27 protein-coding genes are annotated in these 18,400 nt (G+C 70.7%); 26 read left to right on the top strand and 1 reads right to left on the bottom strand.

Features of this window, described 5'->3' with window-relative positions:
* The first annotated feature begins 17 nt into the window (after window positions 1–17).
* The 23 genes from rpsQ (at window position 18) to truA (ending at window position 13,577) form a co-directional block, all read left to right on the top strand.
* Window positions 18–296 carry a 30S ribosomal protein S17 gene (gene rpsQ, locus DKT69_RS09980; RefSeq protein ID WP_109801293.1) on the top strand — a complete coding sequence of 93 codons (279 nt, stop codon included), beginning with the start codon at window positions 18–20 and terminating at the stop codon, window positions 294–296.
* A gap of 97 nt (window positions 297–393) precedes the next feature.
* Window positions 394–762 (top strand): 50S ribosomal protein L14, encoded by a 369-nt coding sequence (gene rplN, locus DKT69_RS09975; RefSeq protein ID WP_007465279.1) that lies wholly within the window; start codon window positions 394–396, stop codon window positions 760–762.
* Window positions 759–1,079, top strand: a complete 321-nt coding sequence (gene rplX / locus DKT69_RS09970; protein WP_007465276.1) for a 50S ribosomal protein L24 — start codon at window positions 759–761, stop codon at window positions 1,077–1,079. Before rplN ends, rplX begins: the two co-directional genes overlap by 4 nt.
* Window positions 1,079–1,648 (top strand): 50S ribosomal protein L5, encoded by a 570-nt coding sequence (gene rplE / locus DKT69_RS09965; RefSeq protein WP_073834925.1) that lies wholly within the window; start codon window positions 1,079–1,081, stop codon window positions 1,646–1,648. The genes rplX and rplE overlap by 1 nt, the downstream gene beginning before the upstream one ends.
* A gap of 1 nt (window position 1,649) precedes the next feature.
* Complete coding sequence (locus DKT69_RS09960) at window positions 1,650–1,835, top strand: type Z 30S ribosomal protein S14 (RefSeq protein ID WP_007465272.1); 186 nt, start codon at window positions 1,650–1,652, stop codon at window positions 1,833–1,835.
* Window positions 1,836–1,930: 95 nt separating this feature from the next.
* The gene (gene rpsH / locus DKT69_RS09955) at window positions 1,931–2,338 is read left to right on the top strand and encodes a 30S ribosomal protein S8 (RefSeq protein ID WP_007465270.1); all 408 of its coding nucleotides are present in this window, start codon (window positions 1,931–1,933) and stop codon (window positions 2,336–2,338) included.
* Window positions 2,339–2,354: 16 nt separating this feature from the next.
* Window positions 2,355–2,897 carry a 50S ribosomal protein L6 gene (gene rplF, locus DKT69_RS09950; RefSeq protein WP_109801292.1) on the top strand — a complete coding sequence of 181 codons (543 nt, stop codon included), beginning with the start codon at window positions 2,355–2,357 and terminating at the stop codon, window positions 2,895–2,897.
* Window positions 2,894–3,283, top strand: coding sequence for a 50S ribosomal protein L18 (gene rplR, locus DKT69_RS09945; RefSeq protein ID WP_109801291.1), 390 nt, complete (start codon window positions 2,894–2,896; stop codon window positions 3,281–3,283). Before rplF ends, rplR begins: the two co-directional genes overlap by 4 nt.
* 33 nt (window positions 3,284–3,316) lie before the next feature.
* Window positions 3,317–3,931, top strand: coding sequence for a 30S ribosomal protein S5 (gene rpsE / locus DKT69_RS09940; protein WP_109801290.1), 615 nt, complete (start codon window positions 3,317–3,319; stop codon window positions 3,929–3,931).
* Window positions 3,931–4,113: a 50S ribosomal protein L30 gene (rpmD, locus tag DKT69_RS09935; RefSeq protein WP_012015110.1), complete on the top strand. Its 183-nt coding sequence runs from the start codon at window positions 3,931–3,933 to the stop codon at window positions 4,111–4,113. The genes rpsE and rpmD overlap by 1 nt, the downstream gene beginning before the upstream one ends.
* Complete coding sequence (gene rplO / locus DKT69_RS09930; protein WP_109801289.1) at window positions 4,113–4,556, top strand: 50S ribosomal protein L15; 444 nt, start codon at window positions 4,113–4,115, stop codon at window positions 4,554–4,556. Before rpmD ends, rplO begins: the two co-directional genes overlap by 1 nt.
* Window positions 4,557–4,791: 235 nt before the next feature.
* On the top strand, window positions 4,792–6,120 hold the full coding sequence (gene secY, locus DKT69_RS09925; protein ID WP_109801288.1) for a preprotein translocase subunit SecY: 1,329 nt from the start codon (window positions 4,792–4,794) through the stop codon (window positions 6,118–6,120).
* Window positions 6,121–6,774 (top strand): adenylate kinase, encoded by a 654-nt coding sequence (locus DKT69_RS09920; RefSeq protein WP_089012511.1) that lies wholly within the window; start codon window positions 6,121–6,123, stop codon window positions 6,772–6,774. It begins immediately after the preceding gene.
* 91 nt (window positions 6,775–6,865) lie between these two features.
* Window positions 6,866–7,717 (top strand): type I methionyl aminopeptidase, encoded by an 852-nt coding sequence (gene map / locus DKT69_RS09915; RefSeq protein ID WP_109801287.1) that lies wholly within the window; start codon window positions 6,866–6,868, stop codon window positions 7,715–7,717.
* A 290-nt stretch (window positions 7,718–8,007) separates the two neighbouring features.
* Window positions 8,008–8,556: a DUF1707 SHOCT-like domain-containing protein gene (locus DKT69_RS09910; protein WP_236647494.1), complete on the top strand. Its 549-nt coding sequence runs from the start codon at window positions 8,008–8,010 to the stop codon at window positions 8,554–8,556.
* A 259-nt stretch (window positions 8,557–8,815) separates the two neighbouring features.
* On the top strand, window positions 8,816–9,037 hold the full coding sequence (gene infA, locus DKT69_RS09905) for a translation initiation factor IF-1 (RefSeq protein WP_007073013.1): 222 nt from the start codon (window positions 8,816–8,818) through the stop codon (window positions 9,035–9,037).
* 93 nt (window positions 9,038–9,130) lie between these two features.
* Window positions 9,131–9,247, top strand: coding sequence for a 50S ribosomal protein L36 (gene rpmJ / locus DKT69_RS09900; RefSeq protein WP_109801286.1), 117 nt, complete (start codon window positions 9,131–9,133; stop codon window positions 9,245–9,247).
* Between the two features lie 264 nt (window positions 9,248–9,511).
* A complete protein-coding gene (gene rpsM, locus DKT69_RS09895) occupies window positions 9,512–9,892 on the top strand; it encodes a 30S ribosomal protein S13 (RefSeq protein WP_109801285.1) in 381 nt (126 codons plus the stop codon).
* Between the two features lie 18 nt (window positions 9,893–9,910).
* Window positions 9,911–10,318, top strand: coding sequence for a 30S ribosomal protein S11 (rpsK, locus tag DKT69_RS09890; RefSeq protein WP_014440747.1), 408 nt, complete (start codon window positions 9,911–9,913; stop codon window positions 10,316–10,318).
* A gap of 13 nt (window positions 10,319–10,331) precedes the next feature.
* Window positions 10,332–10,958 carry a 30S ribosomal protein S4 gene (rpsD, locus tag DKT69_RS09885; RefSeq protein ID WP_109801284.1) on the top strand — a complete coding sequence of 209 codons (627 nt, stop codon included), beginning with the start codon at window positions 10,332–10,334 and terminating at the stop codon, window positions 10,956–10,958.
* 96 nt (window positions 10,959–11,054) lie between these two features.
* The gene (locus DKT69_RS09880; RefSeq protein WP_007073009.1) at window positions 11,055–12,077 is read left to right on the top strand and encodes a DNA-directed RNA polymerase subunit alpha; all 1,023 of its coding nucleotides are present in this window, start codon (window positions 11,055–11,057) and stop codon (window positions 12,075–12,077) included.
* Between the two features lie 34 nt (window positions 12,078–12,111).
* On the top strand, window positions 12,112–12,669 hold the full coding sequence (gene rplQ, locus DKT69_RS09875; RefSeq protein ID WP_109801283.1) for a 50S ribosomal protein L17: 558 nt from the start codon (window positions 12,112–12,114) through the stop codon (window positions 12,667–12,669).
* 74 nt (window positions 12,670–12,743) lie between these two features.
* The gene (gene truA, locus DKT69_RS09870) at window positions 12,744–13,577 is read left to right on the top strand and encodes a tRNA pseudouridine(38-40) synthase TruA (RefSeq protein WP_109801319.1); all 834 of its coding nucleotides are present in this window, start codon (window positions 12,744–12,746) and stop codon (window positions 13,575–13,577) included.
* Between the two features lie 114 nt (window positions 13,578–13,691).
* On the opposite strand, the gene DKT69_RS09865 is transcribed toward truA, so the two are convergent.
* Window positions 13,692–14,900 (bottom strand): hypothetical protein, encoded by a 1,209-nt coding sequence (locus DKT69_RS09865; RefSeq protein ID WP_109801282.1) that lies wholly within the window; start codon window positions 14,898–14,900, stop codon window positions 13,692–13,694.
* A 127-nt stretch (window positions 14,901–15,027) separates the two neighbouring features.
* Between DKT69_RS09865 and DKT69_RS09860 the strand changes: the two genes are divergently transcribed.
* From DKT69_RS09860 to DKT69_RS09850, 3 genes are all read left to right on the top strand, one after another.
* Window positions 15,028–15,633: a class I SAM-dependent methyltransferase gene (locus tag DKT69_RS09860; protein WP_109801318.1), complete on the top strand. Its 606-nt coding sequence runs from the start codon at window positions 15,028–15,030 to the stop codon at window positions 15,631–15,633.
* Between the two features lie 41 nt (window positions 15,634–15,674).
* Window positions 15,675–17,354, top strand: coding sequence for an ABC-F family ATP-binding cassette domain-containing protein (locus DKT69_RS09855; protein WP_109801281.1), 1,680 nt, complete (start codon window positions 15,675–15,677; stop codon window positions 17,352–17,354).
* 81 nt (window positions 17,355–17,435) lie between these two features.
* Window positions 17,436–18,398, top strand: a complete 963-nt coding sequence (locus tag DKT69_RS09850) for an aldo/keto reductase (protein ID WP_201749563.1) — start codon at window positions 17,436–17,438, stop codon at window positions 18,396–18,398.
* Window positions 18,399–18,400 lie beyond the last annotated feature (2 nt).

Genomic DNA, 18,400 nt, shown 5'->3' with positions numbered 1-18,400 from the left:
GGTAAGGGGGCTCGAGCATGAGCGAGAACACCACGGCGAGCGCCCAGCGCTCGCGTCGCAAGGTTCGTGAGGGCCTCGTGGTCAGCGACAAGATGGAAAAGACCGTCGTGGTCGAGGTCGAGGACCGGGTCAAGCACGCGCTGTACGGCAAGATCATGCGCCGGACCAGCAAGCTGAAGGTGCACGACGAGCAGAACTCCGCCGGGATCGGCGACCGGGTCCTGATCATGGAGACCCGGCCGCTCTCCGCCACCAAGCGTTGGCGGCTCGTGGAGATCCTCGAGAAGGCCAAGTAGCGAAGGCTCGAGCTCGGCCGGCATGGTCGGGCGCAGGTTCCGCCAGGCTCCGGCCGCCTCCGGGCGGCCGGAGAACCGGCAGACATAGGAGATAGACGTGATTCAGCAGGAGTCGCGACTGCGCGTCGCCGACAACACGGGTGCCCGGGAGATCCTGTGCATCCGGGTTCTCGGTGGCTCCGGTCGGCGCTACGCGAGCATCGGCGACGTCATCGTGGCCACCGTCAAGGACGCGATCCCCGGTGCCGGTGTGAAGAAGGGCGACGTCGTCAAGGCCGTCGTCGTTCGCACCGCCAAGGAGAGGCGGCGGCCGGACGGGTCGTACATCCGCTTCGACGAGAACGCCGCCGTCATCATCAAGGACGGTGGGGACCCGCGCGGTACCCGTATCTTCGGCCCGGTGGGTCGCGAGCTGCGGGACAAGCGGTTCATGAAGATCATCTCTCTCGCGCCGGAGGTGTTGTGACCGTGAAGGTCAAGAAGGGCGACACGGTCGTCGTCATCGCCGGCAAGGACAAGGGTGCCAAGGGTAAGGTCATCGCGGCCTACCCGCGGCAGGACAAGGTCCTGGTCGAGGGCGTGAACCGGGTCAAGAAGCACACCCGCATCAGCACCACCCAGCGTGGCGCCAAGACCGGTGGCATCGTCACCCAGGAGGCCCCGATCCACGTCTCGAACGTGCAGGTCCTGGACTCCGACGGGAAGCCGACCCGGGTCGGTTACCGGATCGACGACAACGGCCAGAAGGTCCGCATCGCGCGTAGCACCGGTAAGGACCTGTGATGACCACGGCTACCGAAACCAAGACCATGCCGCGCCTCAAGGAGCGGTACCGCAACGAGATCGTGGCCGAGCTGCAGAAGCAGCACAACTACGGCAACCCCATGCAGGTGCCGCGGCTGGTCAAGATCGTCGTCAACATGGGTGTCGGCGAGGCCGCTCGGGACGCCAAGCTGATCGACGGCGCGGTCCGCGACCTCGCCACGATCACCGGCCAGAAGCCGCAGGTGCGGCGGGCGACCAAGTCCATCGCGCAGTTCAAGCTGCGTGAGGGCATGCCGATCGGCGCGAAGGTGACCCTGCGCGGCGACCGGATGTGGGAGTTCCTGGACCGGCTGCTGTCCATCGCGCTGCCGCGTATCCGCGACTTCCGCGGCCTGGACGGGCGCAAGCTCGACGGGCACGGCAACTACACGTTCGGTCTGACCGAGCAGTCGGTGTTCCACGAGATCGACCAGGACAAGATCGATCGCCAGCGGGGCATGGACATCACGGTGGTCACGACCGCCACGACCGACGACGAGGGCCGGGCGCTGCTCAAGCTCCTGGGCTTCCCGTTCAAGGAGAACTGAGATGGCCAAGAAGGCGCTGATCATCAAGGCGGCCGCGAAGCCGAAGTTCTCGGTTCGCGCGTACACCCGCTGCCAGCGGTGCGGGCGTCCGAAGGCGGTCTACCGCAAGTTCGGTCTCTGCCGGGTGTGCATCCGGGAGATGGCCCACCGCGGTGAGCTGCCCGGCGTGTCCAAGGCTTCCTGGTAATAGCTCGGCGCGCTCTGCGCGTTGGCTGAACTGTCTCTTCGCCGTAGGCCCCGGGCAATGCCCGGGGAACCCCGGCGAGAAAGGTTGACGAATTCATGACGATGACCGACCCGATCGCAGACATGCTCACGCGTCTGCGTAACGCCAACCAGGCGTACCACGACCAGGTGAAGATGCCCTACTCGAAGATCAAGGCGAACATCGCCGAGGTCCTCAAGGCCGAGGGTTACATCGCCACCTGGTCGGTCGAGGAGCCCGAAGAGGGCGCCGTCGGCAAGCGACTGGTCGTCGAGCTGAAGTACGGCCAGAACCGCGAGCGGAGCCTGGCCGGCATCAAGCGCGTGTCCAAGCCCGGTCTCCGGGTGTACGCCAAGTCGGACGGGCTCCCGCGGGTGCTCGGCGGGCTGGGCGTGGCGATCATTTCGACGTCCCAGGGGCTGCTCACCGACCGGCAGGCCCGCAAGCGGAGCGTTGGCGGGGAAGTCCTCGCCTTCGTCTGGTAACGGGAGACAGGTAGAAATGTCGCGTATTGGACGTAAGTCGATCCCGGTGCCAGCCGGCGTCGAGATCACGATCGAGGGCCAGACCGTCAAGGTCAAGGGCCCGAAGGGCGAGCTGAGCCACGTCCTGGCCGAGCCGATCACGGCGGAGCGGGGCGAGGACGGCGAGCTGCACGTCAACCGGCCGAACGACGAGCGCAAGGCGAAGGAGCTGCACGGCCTGAGCCGTACGCTGGTCGCCAACATGATCGTCGGGGTCACCGAGGGCTACCGCAAGAGCCTCGAGATCGCCGGCACCGGTTACCGCGTCACCGCCAAGGGCAAGGACCTGGAGTTCGCGCTCGGGTTCTCGCACCCGGTGCTGGTGCCCGCCCCGGACGGCATCACCTTCACGGTGGAGCGGCCGACCCTGTTCCACGTGGCCGGCATCGACAAGCAGCAGGTCGGCGAGGTCGCCGCCAACATCCGGAAGATCCGCCCGCCGGAGCCCTACAAGGGCAAGGGCGTCAAGTACCAGGGCGAGATCATCCGCCGCAAGGCTGGAAAGGCAGGTAAGAAGTGAGCGCCACGCTGCTCAAGCGCCGCCGCGGCGTCGCCGCCAAGCGCGCCGTCGGGCGTGCGCGCCGGCACTTCCGGGTCCGCAAGAACATCAGCGGCACCACCGAGCGTCCCCGCCTGGTCGTCACCCGCTCCCTGCGGCACATCGTCGCCCAGATCGTGGACGACACCAAGGGTCACACCCTGGCGTCGGCCTCGACCCTGGACGCCTCGCTGCGCGGCGCCGAGGGCGACAAGAGCGCCCTGGCCGGCAAGGTCGGCGCGCTGCTCGCCGAGCGGGCCAAGGCCGCCGGCATCTCGAAGGTCGTCTTCGACCGCGGTGGCAACCGGTACGCGGGGCGGGTCGCCGCGCTTGCCGACGCCGCCCGCGAAGCCGGGCTCGAGTTCTAGAAACCCCGTCACGAGAGAGAAGGAAGGCTGCTGATGCCAGGTCAACAGCGCCGTGGCGGCGGGTCCGGTGGCAACGAGGGTGGTCGCCGCGACAACCGCCGTGAGGGCGGCCGCGGAAACGCGCCCGTCGAGAAGACCCCGCACCTCGAGCGGGTCGTCGCGATCAACCGCGTCGCCAAGGTCGTGAAGGGTGGTCGTCGCTTCAGCTTCACCGCCCTGGTGATCGTGGGCGACGGCGACGGCACCGTCGGTGTGGGCTATGGAAAGGCCAAGGAGGTGCCCGCGGCGATCGCCAAGGGTGTCGAGGAGGCCAAGAAGCACTTCTTCAAGGTGCCGCGGATCGGCCAGTCGATCCCGCACCCGGTGCAGGGCGAGGCCGCGGCCGGTGTGGTGCTGCTCAAGCCGGCCTCGGCCGGTACGGGCGTCATCGCCGGTGGTCCGGTGCGTGCCGTGCTGGAGTGCGCGGGCATCCACGACGTGCTCTCCAAGAGCCTCGGCTCGTCGAACCCGATCAACATCGTGCACGCCACGGTGGCGGCCCTGAAGGGGCTCGAGTCCCCGGAGCAGGTCGCGGCCCGTCGTGGTCTGCCGGTCGAGGACGTCGCGCCGGCCGCCATGCTGGCGTCGCGGGCGGGGGTGGCTTCCTGATGGCTCGCCTGAAGGTCACCCAGGTCCGGTCCGAGATCGGGACCAAGCAGAACCAGCGTGACTCGCTGCGTTCGCTCGGTCTCAAGCGGATCAACGACGTGGTGGTCAAGGAGGATCGTCCGGAGATCCGCGGCATGATCTTCACGGTCAACCACCTCGTGAAGGTCGAGGAGGTCGAGTAATGACGATCAAGGTCCACCACCTGCGCCCGGCGCCCGGTGCCAAGACCGCGAAGACCCGCGTGGGTCGCGGTGAGGGCTCCAAGGGCAAGACCGCCGGTCGCGGCACCAAGGGCACCAAGGCCCGCAAGAACGTCTCGGCAGCGTTCGAGGGTGGGCAGATGCCCATCCACATGCGCCTGCCGAAGCTGAAGGGCTTCAAGAACAAGTTCAAGGTCGTCTTCCAGGTGGTCAACCTGGACCGGCTCGCCGAGCTCTTCCCGAACGGCGGCCAGGTCGGCCCGATCGAGCTGGTCGAGGCCGGCGCGGTCCGCAAGGGCCAGCCGGTCAAGGTCCTCGGCACCGGCGACCTCGGCGGGGTGGCCCTCCAGGTGTCGGCGCACGCGTTCAGCGCGTCGGCCAAGGAGAAGATCACCGCCGCCGGTGGCTCCGTCACCGAGCTGTAAGGCAGGACCCGTGGCGCCCGCTCAGTTGTGACCGACTGGGCGGGCGCCATGGTCTACCTGGTGCGTGTGCGCCGGGTAACATCGGATTCGGTTTATGTAGCCGGGCACATCTGCCCGGACCGGGGGCGGACTGTTAGAGTCCCATCCCAGCTATGGATATCGGGCACTCGCCCGGCACCCACCCCGCTCCGCCAGGGATCATGACCGGCGGCCCGCGTCGCGCAGGAGGAAGAAGTTGCTGTCCGCCTTTCTCAGTGCGTTCCGTACGCCTGACCTGCGCAAGAAGCTGCTGTTCACAGTAGGCATCATCGCGGTCTACCGGCTCGGCGCAACGCTGCCGAGCCCGGGTGTCTCGTACGGCAACGTGCAGAAGTGTCTCGACACCATCCAGGGCAGCGGCACTGGCGTGCTGAACCTGCTGGACCTCTTCTCCGGCGGCGCGCTGCTGCAGCTCTCGGTCTTCGCGCTGGGCATCATGCCCTACATCACCGCGTCGATCATCCTGCAGCTGCTGACGGTGGTCATCCCGCGGCTGGAGCAGCTCCGCAAGGAGGGCCAGGCCGGTCAGGCGAAGATCACCCAGTACACCCGCTACCTGACGCTGGGCCTGGGCATCCTCCAGTCCTCGGCGTTCGTGGCGCTGGCCCGCTCCGGGCAGCTGTTCCAGAACCGCTGTGACCAGTTCCCGATCGTCCCCCGGGACACCGGCATCCCGGACTGGCTGACCCTGACCATCCTGGTCATGACGATGACCGCCGGCACCGGCGTGGTGATGTGGCTCGGTGAGCTGATCACCGACCGGGGTGTCGGCAACGGCATGTCCGTGCTGATCTTCACCTCGATCGCGGCCCGGCTGCCCAGCGAGGGCTGGAAGATCAAGACCACCAAGGGCTGGGGGATGTTCGCCCTGGTCATCGTCCTGGTCCTGCTGGTCATCACCGCGGTCACCTTCATCGAGCAGGCCCAGCGCCGGATCCCGGTGCAGTACGCCAAGCGCATGATCGGCCGGCGGATGTACGGCGGCACCTCCACCTACATCCCGCTCAAGGTGAACCAGGCCGGTGTGATCCCGGTCATCTTCGCCTCGTCGCTGCTCTACCTGCCGCAGCTCGCGCTCCAGTTCTTCAACCAGACCGACCCGGGCAAGACCCAGGCCTGGATCCAGAACCACATCGTCAAGGCGAGCGCGCCGGAACACATCGCGATCTACTTCCTGCTGATCATCTTCTTCACGTACTTCTACGTGTCCATCACGTTCAACCCGACTGAGGTCGCGGACAACATGAAGAAGTACGGCGGTTTCGTGCCGGGCATCCGCCCCGGCAAGCCGACCGCCGAGTACCTCGACTTCATCCTCAGCCGGATCACCCTGCCGGGCGCGCTCTACCTGGGCATCATCGCGATCCTGCCGAACTTCTTCTTCATCTGGCTGGACAACCAGCAGTTCCAGAACTTCCCGTTCGGCGGCACCGCTGTGCTCATCATGGTCGGCGTCGGTCTGGAGACCGTGAAGCAGATCGAGAGCCAACTCATGCAGCGGAACTACGAAGGGTTCCTGCGGTAGATGCGACTCGTTCTGGTTGGCCCGCCGGGCGCGGGCAAGGGCACACAGGCGGAGTTCATCGCCGCCCACCTCTCGGTGCCGAAGATCTCGACCGGTGACATCTTCCGGGCCAACGTCTCCCAGGGCACGCCCCTGGGAGTCGAGGCCAAGCGCTACATGGACGCCGGCAAGCTGGTCCCGGACGAGGTCACCATCAACATGGTGCGGGACCGGCTCGCCGAGCCGGACGCCGCCGAGGGTTTCCTGCTCGACGGCTTCCCGCGCACCACGCCGCAGGCCGCCGCGCTGGACAAGCTCCTCGCCGACCTCGGCACGGCGCTCGACCTGGTGCTGGAACTGGTCGTCGACGACGACGAGGTGATCCGACGGCTCTCCGGCCGGCGTACCTGCCGGGGCTGCGGCAAGATCTGGCACGTCGAGTTCGACGCGACCACCCGCGAGGGCGTCTGCGACCGCTGCGGCGCCGAGCTGTTCCAGCGCGACGACGACAAGCCGGAGACCATCGCCGCCCGCCTCCGGGAGTACGCGGAGAAGACCGCGCCGCTGGTCGACTACTACGGCGCCCAGGGCAAGCTCGTCGGCATCGACGCGACCGGGCCGGTGGAGGACGTCACCGTCCGCGCCATCGACGCCCTGCGCTCGTACGGCGGCTGACGTCCCGCCGGATCTCCGGCGGATAGAGTGCGAACAGCGGGGTACGTCCGACGTGCCCCGCTGTTCCGCGCGACGAAAGGTTACGGCTCCGATGCGTCGTCCCCAGCTGGACATCCAGCTGAAGACCCCAGACCAGATCGAGAAGATGCGGGCCGCCGGTCTGGTGGTCGCCCGTGCGCTGCGTCTGATGCGGGAGGCGGTCGCTCCCGGGGTCAGCACCGCCGACCTCGACGCGATTGCCGAGTCGACCATCCGCGGGGCCGGCGCGATCCCGTCGTTCAAGGGCTACCACGGCTTTCCGGCGTCCATCTGCTCCTCGGTCAACGAGCAGGTCGTGCACGCGATCCCGTCATCGCAGCAGGTGCTCCGCGAGGGGGACCTGATCTCGATCGACTGTGGCGCCGTGCTGAACGGCTGGCACGGCGACGCCGCCATCACCGTCGGCGTCGGCGAGGTCGACCCGGCCCTGCTGAAGATGGCCGCGGTCGCCGAGGACGCCATGTGGGCCGGGATCGCCGCCGCCGCCCGGGGCGCGGCGAGCGGCAAGGGCCGACTCACCGACATCTCGCACGCCGTGGAGAGCGCGGTCCGCAAGGGCGGCCGGTACGGCATCGTCGACGGGTACGGCGGCCACGGCATCGGCACCGAGATGCACCAGGACCCGCACGTGCTCAACCACGGGCGGCCGGGCAAGGGCCCCCGCCTCGTCCCCGGGCTGGCGCTGGCGATCGAGCCGATGATCACCATGGGTTCGCCGCGCACGGTGGAGCTGGGCGACGGCTGGACGGTGGTGACCCGGGACCGGTCGATGGCGGCGCACGTCGAGCACTCGATGGCGCTGCTGGACGACGGCGTCTGGGTGCTGACCGCGGAGGACGGCGGCCGCGCCCGCCTCGGCGACCTGGTGACCGCTCGCCAGTCCGCCGACTCCCCGGCGCGCTGACGGCCGACCGTCGGGCCCGGGCTGCCGTCGGACGCCTGCCGTGGATCAGGGCCCGGGCTGCCGCCGGCGCCTGATCCGGTGAGCTTCACCCGTCGGCACTAGCGGCGGAGAGGGATGGCCGCCGTCCCGGGACGCTCCTGTCGCGGGCGCTGTGGAGCTGATGTCGCGAACGCATCGGCCGCGCCGCGGCGATGGGGTCTCCGGGCCCCTTGGTCCCCGTTGTCCGGATCCGGCTGCGGCCGCGGCCGCCGGTTGCCCGCCGGTGGCGGAACGGTGGCATGCTTGCCGGCATGGACGGGCGGGACGGGATGCGGGCGGCCGACGCGGACCGGCAGGAGACGGCGGACCGGCTCCGGGTCGCGCTCGAAGAGGGCCGGATCGACCTGTTCGAGTACGACGAGCGGCTGCAACGGGCCTACGGTGCGAAGACGTACGGGGAACTGGGCCAGGTCCTGGCCGACCTCCCCGGACCGGCGCCGGTGGACCGGTCGGCGCTGGCTCCGCGCCAGCCGGGCCCGGCCGACGTGGCCGCGCCCGCGCCGCCGCCGGCCGCCCCGACCTCCGGTCCGGTGCCGTCCGGCGCACCGAGCGGCTGGCTGCTCGAGGTGTGGATGCCGTGGCTGCGGGTCGCCGCGATCCTGACCGCGATCTGGGGGCTGTCCGCCGTCGGCGCCCGGGAGTTGGTCTTCTACTGGCCGCTGTGGGTGCTCGGGCCGTGGGGCGCGCTGCTGCTGATGCGGACGGCGGGCGGCCTGGCGGCCGGTGAGCCTCGCCACCGGGACGACCGGCGGGAGCGCCGCCTGGCCCGCCGGCAGGCCCGACGGGCGGGGGAGCGGTAGCGTCTTCGCTCGTCACGGAACGGATCCGCCCCGGCTGTCCGTTTTCCCGCGCGGGTGACGTGCGGGGTGGTCGGTTTGGCGACGGACCGCAGGCGGGCGTACACTTTCAGATCGGCGCACAGCGTCCACTCCGGCATGCCCACCCTGCGCTTCGGTGGGAGTCGGAGCCGCGGCTGGCTCGGGCCCGACGATTTCCGTCGGAGCCCGTGTAAGACGTTGTGGGCCGTCCGGAGTAACCGACGTCAGGACAGCGGAGGACATGCCGAAAAAAGACGGAGCCATTGAGATCGAGGGTCGGGTCATCGAGCCCCTGCCGAACGCCATGTTCCGGGTGGAGCTCGCGAACGGTCACAAGGTGCTGGCTCACATCAGCGGCAAGATGCGGCAGCATTACATCCGCATCCTGCCGGAGGACCGGGTCGTCGTCGAACTCTCGCCGTACGACCTGACCCGCGGGCGCATCGTCTACCGCTACAAGTAAGCCTGACGGCGGCCGGGACGTCCCCGTGTCCGTCTTCGACGTCCGGCGTCGCGCGTGGTCGCGCCTCCGGGCCAGATGGGAAGTAAGGCAACCGTGAAGGTCAAGCCGAGCGTCAAGAGGATCTGCAACAACTGCCGGATTATCCGCCGGCACGGCCGGGTCATGGTCATCTGCAGCAGCGACCCGCGCCACAAGCAGCGCCAGGGCTGAACCAGTCCCACCGGTCGTGACACGGCCGGTCGGATCGGCCCGGGCGTCGTAGATCCCGACAGCACATCACCAGCTCGTCCCAGCCGCGAGCGGTACGCAGCGCGTACTCCCTCGTGGTTGACCCCCGGTCGGAGGCCGGGGCCCGCTCGGGCAGCGACCGATCCCGGTCGCCGGCGCTGACAGCGTCGGAAAGACGGGACGGCCGGTAGCGGGGTGGGACGGGTCCACACCTCCGCAACAACATCACGAGGAGTACGCCCGCACATGGCACGTCTAGCCGGCGTGGATCTCCCCCGCGACAAGCGGATGGAGATCGCGCTCACCTACATCTTCGGGGTCGGCCGTACCCGCGCCCTGGAGACGCTCGCCGCCACCGGCATCTCGCCGGACAAGCGCGCTCGGGACCTCACGGATGAGGAGCTGGTCCAGCTCCGCAGCCACATCGAGGGCAACTACAAGGTTGAAGGCGACCTGCGCCGCGAGGTCGCCGCTGACATCCGCCGCAAGGTCGAGATCGGCTGCTACGCGGGTATCCGGCACCGCCGGGGCCTGCCCGTCCGTGGCCAGCGGACCAAGACCAACGCGCGGACCCGGAAGGGTCCGAAGCGGACCGTCGCCGGCAAGAAGAAGCCCGGCAAGAAGTAACTAGGAGCGCACAGACTTATGCCACCGAAGGCTCGTGCCGGAGCCGCCGTCAAGAAGGTCCGGCGCAAGGAACGCAAGAACGTCGCCCACGGGCAGGCGCACATCAAGAGCACCTTCAACAACACCATCGTGTCCATCACGGACCCGACCGGTGCGGTCATTTCCTGGGCCTCCTCCGGCCAGGTGGGCTTCAAGGGCTCCCGCAAGTCGACCCCGTTCGCCGCTCAGCTGGCCGCCGAGGCCGCCGCGCGTCGGGCGATGGAGCACGGCATGCGCAAGGTCGACGTGTTCGTCAAGGGCCCCGGCTCCGGCCGGGAGACCGCCATCCGTTCGCTGCAGGCCGCCGGGCTGGAGGTCGGGCAGATCTCCGACGTCACCCCGCAGCCGCACAACGGATGCCGTCCGCCGAAGCGTCGCCGGGTCTGAGAGGTAGAGAGAGATGGCTCGTTACACCGGTGCTGACTGCCGCCGTTGCCGGCGGGAGAAGATGAAGCTGTTCCTCAAGGGCAGCAAGTGCGATGGCCCGAAGTGCCCGTTCGAGTCCCGGCCGTTCCCGCCCGGGCAGCACGGCCGCGGCCGCACCAAGGAGACGGAGTACCTGCTCCAGCTCCGTGAGAAGCAGAAGGCCCGCCGTGTCTACGGCGTGCTGGAGAAGCAGTTCCGCGGTTACTACGAGGAGGCCGTGGGCAAGCAGGCCAAGACCGGTGAGGTCCTCCTGCAGATCCTCGAGTCGCGGCTGGACAACGTCGTTTACCGGGCTGGCTACGCCTCGTCCCGGGACATGGCCCGCCAGCTGGTCAAGCACGGCCACTTCACGGTGAACGGCAAGAAGGTCGACATCCCGTCGTACCGCGTCAAGGAGCACGACATCATCGAGGTGCGGGGGAAGAGCAAGGAGCTGACCCCGTTCATCGTCGCGCAGGCCCAGGCCGGTTCCCGGTCGGTGCCGGCCTGGCTGGAGGCCATCCCCAGCCAGATGAAGATCCTCGTGCACTCGCTCCCGGCCCGCCAGGTGATCGACACCCAGGTCCAGGAGCAGCTGATCGTCGAGCTCTACTCCAAGTAAGGGCTCGTTGCGGTGGCCCGCCCTCCGGGGCGGGCCACCGGAACAGTTTGTGTCGTGGGCGTCATATAGCGGGCGCCCCGGAAGAGAAGAGAAGAAATGCTCATCAGCCAGCGACCGTCTCTCTCCGAAGAGTCGATCAACGAGACCCGCTCCCGGTTCACCATCGAGCCGCTGGAGCCGGGCTTCGGCTACACCCTGGGCAACTCGCTGCGGCGTACGCTGCTGTCGTCCATCCCGGGTGCGGCGGTCACCTCGATCAAGATCGACGGTGTCCTGCACGAGTTCACCACCATCCCCGGTGTCAAGGAGGACGTGGTCGAGCTCGTCATGAACATCAAGGAGCTCTGCGTCAGCTCCGAGCACGACGAGCCGGTCAGCATGTACCTGCGCAAGCAGGGCCCGGGCGACGTGACCGCCGGTGACATCCAGCCCCCGGCCGGTGTCTCGGTGCACAACCCGGACCTGAAGCTCGCCACCCTGAACGGCAAGGGCCGGCTCGACATGGAGCTGACCGTCGAGCGGGGCCGGGGCTACGTCACGGCCGCGCAGAACAAGCAGGCCGGCGCCGAGATCGGCCGGATCCCGGTCGACTCGATCTACTCGCCGGTGCTCAAGGTGACGTACCGCGTCGAGGCGACCCGCGTCGAGCAGCGGACCGACTTCGACCGGCTGATCATCGACGTCGAGACCAAGCCGTCGATGGGCCCGCGCACCGCGCTGGCCTCGGCCGGCTCGACGCTGGTGGAGCTCTTCGGGCTGGCCCGGGAGCTGGACGAGACCGCCGAGGGCATCGACATCGGGCCGTCCCCGCAGGACGCCCAGCTGGCGGCGGACCTGGCCCTGCCGATCGAGGAGCTGGACCTCACCGTCCGCTCCTACAACTGCCTCAAGCGCGAGGGCATCAACTCCGTTGGTGAGCTCATCGGGCGTACCGAGGCCGACCTCCTCGACATCCGGAATTTCGGTCAGAAGTCGATCGACGAGGTCAAGATGAAGCTCGCCGGGATGGGTCTCGGGCTGAAGGACTCGGCCCCGAACTTCGACCCGGCGCACGTCGTGGACGCCTTCGGCGAGGCCGACTACGACACCGACGACTACCGCGAGACCGAGCAGCTCTAGTCCGCGCTGCCGCCACACCTGAGGAGCACCAAGCATGCCCACGCCCACCAAGGGCCCCCGCCTCGGCGGCAGCCCCGCGCACGAGCGGCTGATGCTGGCCAACCTGGCCACCGCGCTGTTCCAGCACGGCAAGATCCAGACCACCGAGACGAAGGCCCGGCGGCTGCGTCCGCTGGCCGAGCAGCTCATCACCAAGGCGAAGCGGGGCGACCTCGCCGCGCGGCGGCGGGTGCTGGGCGTCGTCAAGGACAAGGACGTGGTCTACGCCCTGTTCGACCAGATCGCGCCCCGGTACGCCAACCGCAACGGTGGCTACACCCGGATCGTGAAGACCGGTCCGCGCAAGGGTGACGCCGCTCCGATGGCGATCATCGAGCTGGTGGAGGAGCTTCAGGTCGCCGAGCCGAAGGCGAACAAGAAGACCGCCGCCCGCAAGGCCGCCCAGCAGGACAAGGTCGAGGCGCTCGCCCCGGCCGAGGAGACCCCGGAGTCGACCCCGGTCGACCAGGACTCCGAGGCGCCGGTGTCGGCGTCCGGTGACACCGACGCCGCCCGCGAGGACAGCGACGAGGCCACCGAGAACAAGGCCTGAGCACAGGCAGCATCGTCGGGCCCGGCATCCCTCCCTGGGGTGCCGGGCCCGACGCCGTGAACGGGAGGTACGAGGTGGACGAGCGGATCCGGTTGCGGCTGGACGTCTCCTACGACGGCACCGACTTTTCCGGTTGGGCCGCCCAGCCGACCCGGCGCACCGTCGCCGGGGTGCTCGTCGAGACGCTGGACCTGGTGCTCGGCGCGGGGACCGCGACCGGGCTGACCGTGGCCGGCCGCACCGACGCCGGCGTGCACGCCACCGGCCAGGTCTGCCACCTCGACCTGCCCACCGCCGTGTGGCGGGAGCACGAGGACCGGCTGCTGCGCCGGCTGGCCCGGCTGCTCCCCACCGACGTGCGGGTCCGGGCGATGACCGAGGTCCCCGCCGACTTCGACGCCCGCTTCTCGGCGACCTTCCGCCGCTACGAGTACCGCGTCACCGACGCCCCCTGGGGTGCCGAGCCGCTGCGCCGGCGCGACACCCTGGCCTGGCCCAAGCCGCTCGACCTGACCGCGCTGAACGCCGCCGCATCGGGCCTCGTCGGGGAGCACGACTTCGCCGCGTACTGCCGGCGCAAGGAGAACGCCACCACGCTGCGCGAGGTGACCCGGCTGGACTGGCGGCGGGACCCGGACGGCATCCTGGTCGCCACCGTACAGGCCGACGCGTTCTGCCAGGCGATGGTGCGCAGCCTGGTCGGCGCGATGCTGGTGGCCGGGGACGGCCGCCGGCCGGTCGAGTGGCCAGCGAGCCTGCTCACCCGCCGGGAACGCTCCAGCGAGGTCACCGTGGCGGCCGCGCACGGGCTGACCCTGGTCGCGGTCGGCTATCCGGAGGATCCGGCCGAGTATGCCCGCCGCGCCGACCTGACCCGCCGACTCCGGGTGCCGGTGGTCGAGGGCTGACCCCGCCACCCCGCGGAGCGGGGGAGCGACCGCCGTCCGGAGCCGGGCGGCGAACGGCCCGCCGTCCCGGTGCCGGACATCGCCGGCGGGGACGGCGGGCCGCCTGGTCGCTGCTCAGGTGCCGGGCGACTCCCGGACGTCGCGGCCGCCCTCCTGGCCGGCGGTGCCGTCCGTCGGGGCGTCGGTGGGCTGGCTGGCCACGCCGGCGTTCGCCCGCCGCTCCAACACGCCGCGGTTGAGGTGCACCTCGATCATGTCGTACAGGATCTCGCGGACCTTGGCGTCGTCGGCGCTGATCCGCTGCCCGTCGGCCCGGGTCACCACGCAGTACGCGAGGTAGTGGCCGCGTACCTGCCAGCCGACCCGGGCGGCGGCGTTCGCCACGGCCTCGGTGTCGGCCCCGGCGGACATGCCCTGGAGGCGGCCCTGCCGCTCGTCGAGCATCTGCCGGATCCGGTCCCGGGCCCGCTGGGCGCTGGCCAGGTCGGTCAGGTTGAACAGCCCGGCGGTGAGCAGGTGGCCGCCGTCCGGGGAGCGGAGGGTGGCCCGGACCACCTGGTTGCAGCCGAGCCGGACCAGCAGGTCGGCGACCTCGCCGGTCGCCGCGACCGCGCAACTGCCGCTGGAGTGGGTCTTGAGCACCTGGTAGCCCGGCTGGCCGTCGGCGACCACCAGCGCCTTGCCGGGGAACACCTCCTTGGCGGTCAGCCCCAGCGGGTCGGTGTCCCGGGAGTTGAGGTCGGGACCGTCGTCCGGCGCGGCCGACTGCTCGGCCATGGGCTGGCTGGTCGGCGCGGCGCCCTGCGGGGTGGCGGTCCGGCTCTGGAGCAGGGCGGCGGCGGCCAGCCCGCAGAGGGCGAGCAGCATCAGGACGGCCGCGCCGCCGATCAGCACCTGCCAGGTCCGGCCGCCCCCGCGCTTGCGGTCGGCGTGGCGGGACCGGGGCAGGTCGAGCGGCTGGCTCGGGTCGGGAACCTGGGTCGGCGGCGTCTCCGTGGCGATGTCCGACGTAGCGGCCGGGGCGATGCCGGGCGCGCTCGCCGGGGGCTGCGGCGCCTGGGTGGGCGCGGATTGCGGCACTGGCACAGCGGCCCGGGCCGGGGCCGGGTCGACCGCGGGTCGGGCCGGGCTCGGGCTCGCTTCGGCCGCCGGCGGCCGGGTCGGCCGCACGGTCCGGGCCGGTGGCGGCAGCGACGGGGTCGGGAAGCGGGACGGCGAGGGCCGGACGGGCGGAGGCGCACCGGCGCCGAGCACCGACAGGTCGGACCCGGGCTCCGGGTACTCCAGGAAGGCGTCCTCATCGGACTCGTACCGATACACCATGTGGCCCACAGTAAGGCCGATTTCCCCTTTAGAGGGTAATATTGGGAAATTCTGGCGAAGGTGGCGTGGCGTGCTGTCCGCCACGCCGTCGACGGGCCCACATCGGGCCGGTGCGACAATGCCGGACGTGACCGGCGACCACTACTTCACCGCTGAACCCACGACCGCCGCCCAGCCGCGCGAGGTCGAGTTCTCCGTCGCCGGGCGCGACTTCACCCTCACCTCGGCCGGCGGCGTCTTCTCCGCCGACCGCCTCGACCCCGGGACCGCCGTGCTGCTGCGCAAAGCGGAGCTGCCGGCGCCCGGCGCCGCCGGGCCGCTGCTCGACCTGGGCTGCGGATTCGGCCCGATCACCTGCGTGCTCGCCACCTGCGCCCCGGACGCCACTGTCTGGGCGGTCGACGTCAACGAGCGGGCCCGCGCGCTCACCGCCGCCAACGCCGCCCGGGTCGGCGTGGCCGACCGGGTGCGGGTGGCCGCCCCGGACGACGTACCCGCGGACCTGACCTTCGCCGAGCTCTGGTCCAACCCGCCGATCCGGATCGGCAAGGCCGAGCTGCACGAGCTGCTGCGCCGCTGGCTGCCCCGGCTCGCCCCGGACGGCGTCGCCTGGCTGGTCGTCGCCCGCCACCTCGGCGGCGACTCGCTGCACCGCTGGCTCGTCGAGCAGGGCTGGCAGGTGGAACGGCACGCCAGCCAGAAGGGCTACCGGGTGCTGCGGGTCACCCGGTAATCGAGTGTCGCCCACCCCGGGCACTCCGGCAGGATGCCGGCGTGGGATACGTGGACGTGGCAGCGGTCGGGCACATCCTGCCCGACGGTCGGGAACTCTTCTCCGACGTGTCGTTCCGGGTCGGCGAGGGCGCCAAGGTGGCCCTGGTCGGGCCGAACGGCGCCGGCAAGACGACCCTGCTGCGGATGGTCGCCGGTGACCTGCCGGTGAAGACCGGCGCGGTCGCCCGCTCCGGCGGCCTCGGCGTGATGCGGCAGTTCGTCGGCATGATCGGGGACGACACCACGCTCGCCGACCTGGCGCTCACGCTCGCCCCGCCGGCACTGCGCGACGCCGGCCGCCGGCTCGTCGCCACCGAGGCGGCCATGTGCGACGCCGAGGTCCGCGGCAAGTACAGCACCGCCGCCGGCAAGGCCCAGCTCGCGTACGCGGACGCGCTCGCGGCCTGGGGCGAGGCCGGCGGGTACGACGCCGAGGTGCTCTTCGACACCGTCGCCACCATCGTGCTCGACCTGCCGTGGGACGCCGCCCGCGACCGTCCGGTGCGGACCCTCTCCGGCGGCCAGCAGAAGCGCTTCGCCCTGGAACTGCTGCTCCGCGGCACCGACGAGGTGCTGCTCCTCGACGAGCCGGACAACTTCCTCGATGTGCCCGGCAAGCGGTGGCTGGAGGCGCGGCTGCGCGAATCCGGTAAGTCGGTGCTGTACGTCTCGCACGACCGGGAGCTGCTGGCGCAGACCGCCGACCGGGTGGTCGCGGTCGAGGGCGGCAGCGCCTGGGTGCACCCGGGCGGCTTTGCGAGCTGGCACGAGGCGCGGGTGGCCCGGCACGCCCGCCTCGACGAGCTGCGCCGCCGCTGGGACGAGGAACACCAGAAACTGCGCGAGCTGATGCTGATGTACAAGCAGAAGGCGGCGTACAACGACGGGATGGCCTCGCGGTACCAGGCCGCGCAGACCCGGTTGCGCAAGTTCGAGGAGGCAGGGCCGCCGCCCGTGCCGCCGAAGGACCAGGACATCCGGATGCGCCTCACCGGCGGGCGGACCGGCAAGCGCGCGGTGGTCGCCGAGCAGCTCGAGCTCGACGGCCTGACCTACCCCTTCGACCTGGAGATCTGGTACGGCGACCGGGTCGCCGTGCTCGGCGCGAACGGGACGGGGAAGTCCCACTTCCTCCGGCTGCTCGCCCGGGGCGGCACCGACCCGGAACCGGCCAACACCCCGGTGGACGGGGCGGGCGCGCTCGCGCCCGTCGCCCACGACGGGCTGGTGCGGCTCGGCGCCCGGGTCCGGCCCGGGCACTTCTCGCAGACCCACGACCGGCCCGAGCTGATGGCGAAGACGCTGGTCGACATCCTCTGGCGGGGCGACGAGCACCGCGCCGGGATGGACCGGCACGCGGCCATGGCCGCGCTCAGCCGGTACGAGTTGGCCGGCCAGGGTGACCAGCGGTTCGGCACCCTCTCCGGTGGGCAGCAGGCGCGGTTCCTGGTGCTGCTGCTGGAGCTTTCCGGGGCGACCCTGCTGCTGCTCGACGAGCCGACGGACAACCTCGACCTGGCCTCCGCCGAGGCGCTGGAGGCGGGGCTGGCCGCGTTCGAGGGGACCGTGATCGCGGTGACCCACGACCGCTGGTTCACCCGCTCGTTCGACCGGTTCGTGCTGTTCCGGGGCGACGGCGAGGTGGTGGAGACGGTCGAGCCGGTCTGGGACGTGAAGTGATCGGCGCGGTGCGGGCCGTCCGGCCGAGGGCGGGCCGGCGGTTGGCGACTGCGCGGGTGGGCCCGGACGGGCGGGCATAGGGTGGATCTCGTGACTGAGATGAACTACCGCCGGCTGGGCGACTCCGGGCTCGTGGTGTCCGTGGTCGGCATCGGCTGCAACAACTTCGGCCGGAAGCTCGACCTCGACGACACCCGAGCGGTGGTCGACGCCGCCCTCGACGCCGGGATCAACTTCTTCGACACCGCGGACATCTACGGCGAGCCGCAGGGCAGCTCGGAGGAGCTGCTCGGCCAGGCGCTCAAGGGCCGCCGGGACGACGTGGTGGTCGCCACCAAGTTCGGCATGGACATGCACGGCCGCAACGGCCCGGACTTCGGCGCCCGCGGCGCCCGCCGCTACATCGCCCGCGCCGTCGAGGCGTCGCTGCGCCGGCTCGACACCGACCACATCGACCTGTACCAGATGCACGAGCCCGACCCGGGCACCCCGATCGACGAGACCCTCGCCGCCCTGGACGACCTGGTCCGGGCCGGCAAGGTGCGCTACCTCGGCAACTCCAACTTCGCCGGCTGGCAGATCGCCGACGCCGACTGGACCGCCTCGTCCCAGGGGCGGACCCGCTTCATCTCCGCGCAGAACCACTACTCGCTGCTGGAGCGGTCCGTCGAGGCCGAGGTGATCCCCGCGTGCGAGCGGTTCGGCCTGGGCATGCTGCCGTTCTTCCCGCTCGCCAACGGCCTGCTCACCGGCAAGTACAAGCGCAACGAGGCCCCGCCCGCCGGCAGCCGGCTCTCCGGCGGCGGCCGGTACGCCGAGCGCCTGGCCGCCGCCGACTGGGACACCATCGAGGCGCTCGAGGCGTACGCCGCGGAGCGCAGGGTCAACATGCTCCAGGTGGCCATCGGCGGGCTGGCCGCCCGGCCGGCGGTGACCTCGGTGATCGCCGGCGCCACCACGCCCGAGCAGGTGCGCGCCAACGCCGAGGCGGGCGCCTGGCAGCCGACCGACGAGGACCTCGACGCCCTGGACGCCATCCTCTGACC

Origin of the sequence: Micromonospora sicca (assembly GCF_003172935.1) — a bacterium.
GTDB classification, from domain to species: Bacteria; Actinomycetota; Actinomycetes; order Mycobacteriales; family Micromonosporaceae; genus Micromonospora; species Micromonospora sicca.
This window is presented reverse-complemented; position numbering and strand designations above follow the sequence as displayed.

Excerpts from the sequence above, each read along its gene's own strand:
- rpsE (WP_109801290.1), top strand. The coding sequence starts at position 3,317 with ATGCCAGGTCAACAGCGCCGTGGCGGCGGGTCCGGTGGCAACGAGGGT.
- DKT69_RS09910 (WP_236647494.1), top strand. The coding sequence starts at position 8,008 with ATGGACGGGCGGGACGGGATGCGGGCGGCCGACGCGGACCGGCAGGAG.
- rpsK (WP_014440747.1), top strand. The coding sequence starts at position 9,911 with ATGCCACCGAAGGCTCGTGCCGGAGCCGCCGTCAAGAAGGTCCGGCGC.
- rpsM (WP_109801285.1), top strand. The coding sequence starts at position 9,512 with ATGGCACGTCTAGCCGGCGTGGATCTCCCCCGCGACAAGCGGATGGAG.
- rplE (WP_073834925.1), top strand. The coding sequence starts at position 1,079 with ATGACCACGGCTACCGAAACCAAGACCATGCCGCGCCTCAAGGAGCGG.
- rpsH (WP_007465270.1), top strand. The coding sequence starts at position 1,931 with ATGACGATGACCGACCCGATCGCAGACATGCTCACGCGTCTGCGTAAC.
- DKT69_RS09880 (WP_007073009.1), top strand. The coding sequence starts at position 11,055 with ATGCTCATCAGCCAGCGACCGTCTCTCTCCGAAGAGTCGATCAACGAG.
- rplO (WP_109801289.1), top strand. The coding sequence starts at position 4,113 with ATGACGATCAAGGTCCACCACCTGCGCCCGGCGCCCGGTGCCAAGACC.
- rplQ (WP_109801283.1), top strand. The coding sequence starts at position 12,112 with ATGCCCACGCCCACCAAGGGCCCCCGCCTCGGCGGCAGCCCCGCGCAC.
- DKT69_RS09865 (WP_109801282.1), bottom strand. The coding sequence starts at position 14,900 with ATGGTGTATCGGTACGAGTCCGATGAGGACGCCTTCCTGGAGTACCCG.
- map (WP_109801287.1), top strand. The coding sequence starts at position 6,866 with ATGCGTCGTCCCCAGCTGGACATCCAGCTGAAGACCCCAGACCAGATC.
- DKT69_RS09960 (WP_007465272.1), top strand. The coding sequence starts at position 1,650 with ATGGCCAAGAAGGCGCTGATCATCAAGGCGGCCGCGAAGCCGAAGTTC.
- rpsQ (WP_109801293.1), top strand. The coding sequence starts at position 18 with ATGAGCGAGAACACCACGGCGAGCGCCCAGCGCTCGCGTCGCAAGGTT.
- rplF (WP_109801292.1), top strand. The coding sequence starts at position 2,355 with ATGTCGCGTATTGGACGTAAGTCGATCCCGGTGCCAGCCGGCGTCGAG.
- rpmD (WP_012015110.1), top strand. The coding sequence starts at position 3,931 with ATGGCTCGCCTGAAGGTCACCCAGGTCCGGTCCGAGATCGGGACCAAG.
- DKT69_RS09920 (WP_089012511.1), top strand. The coding sequence starts at position 6,121 with ATGCGACTCGTTCTGGTTGGCCCGCCGGGCGCGGGCAAGGGCACACAG.
- rpsD (WP_109801284.1), top strand. The coding sequence starts at position 10,332 with ATGGCTCGTTACACCGGTGCTGACTGCCGCCGTTGCCGGCGGGAGAAG.
- infA (WP_007073013.1), top strand. The coding sequence starts at position 8,816 with ATGCCGAAAAAAGACGGAGCCATTGAGATCGAGGGTCGGGTCATCGAG.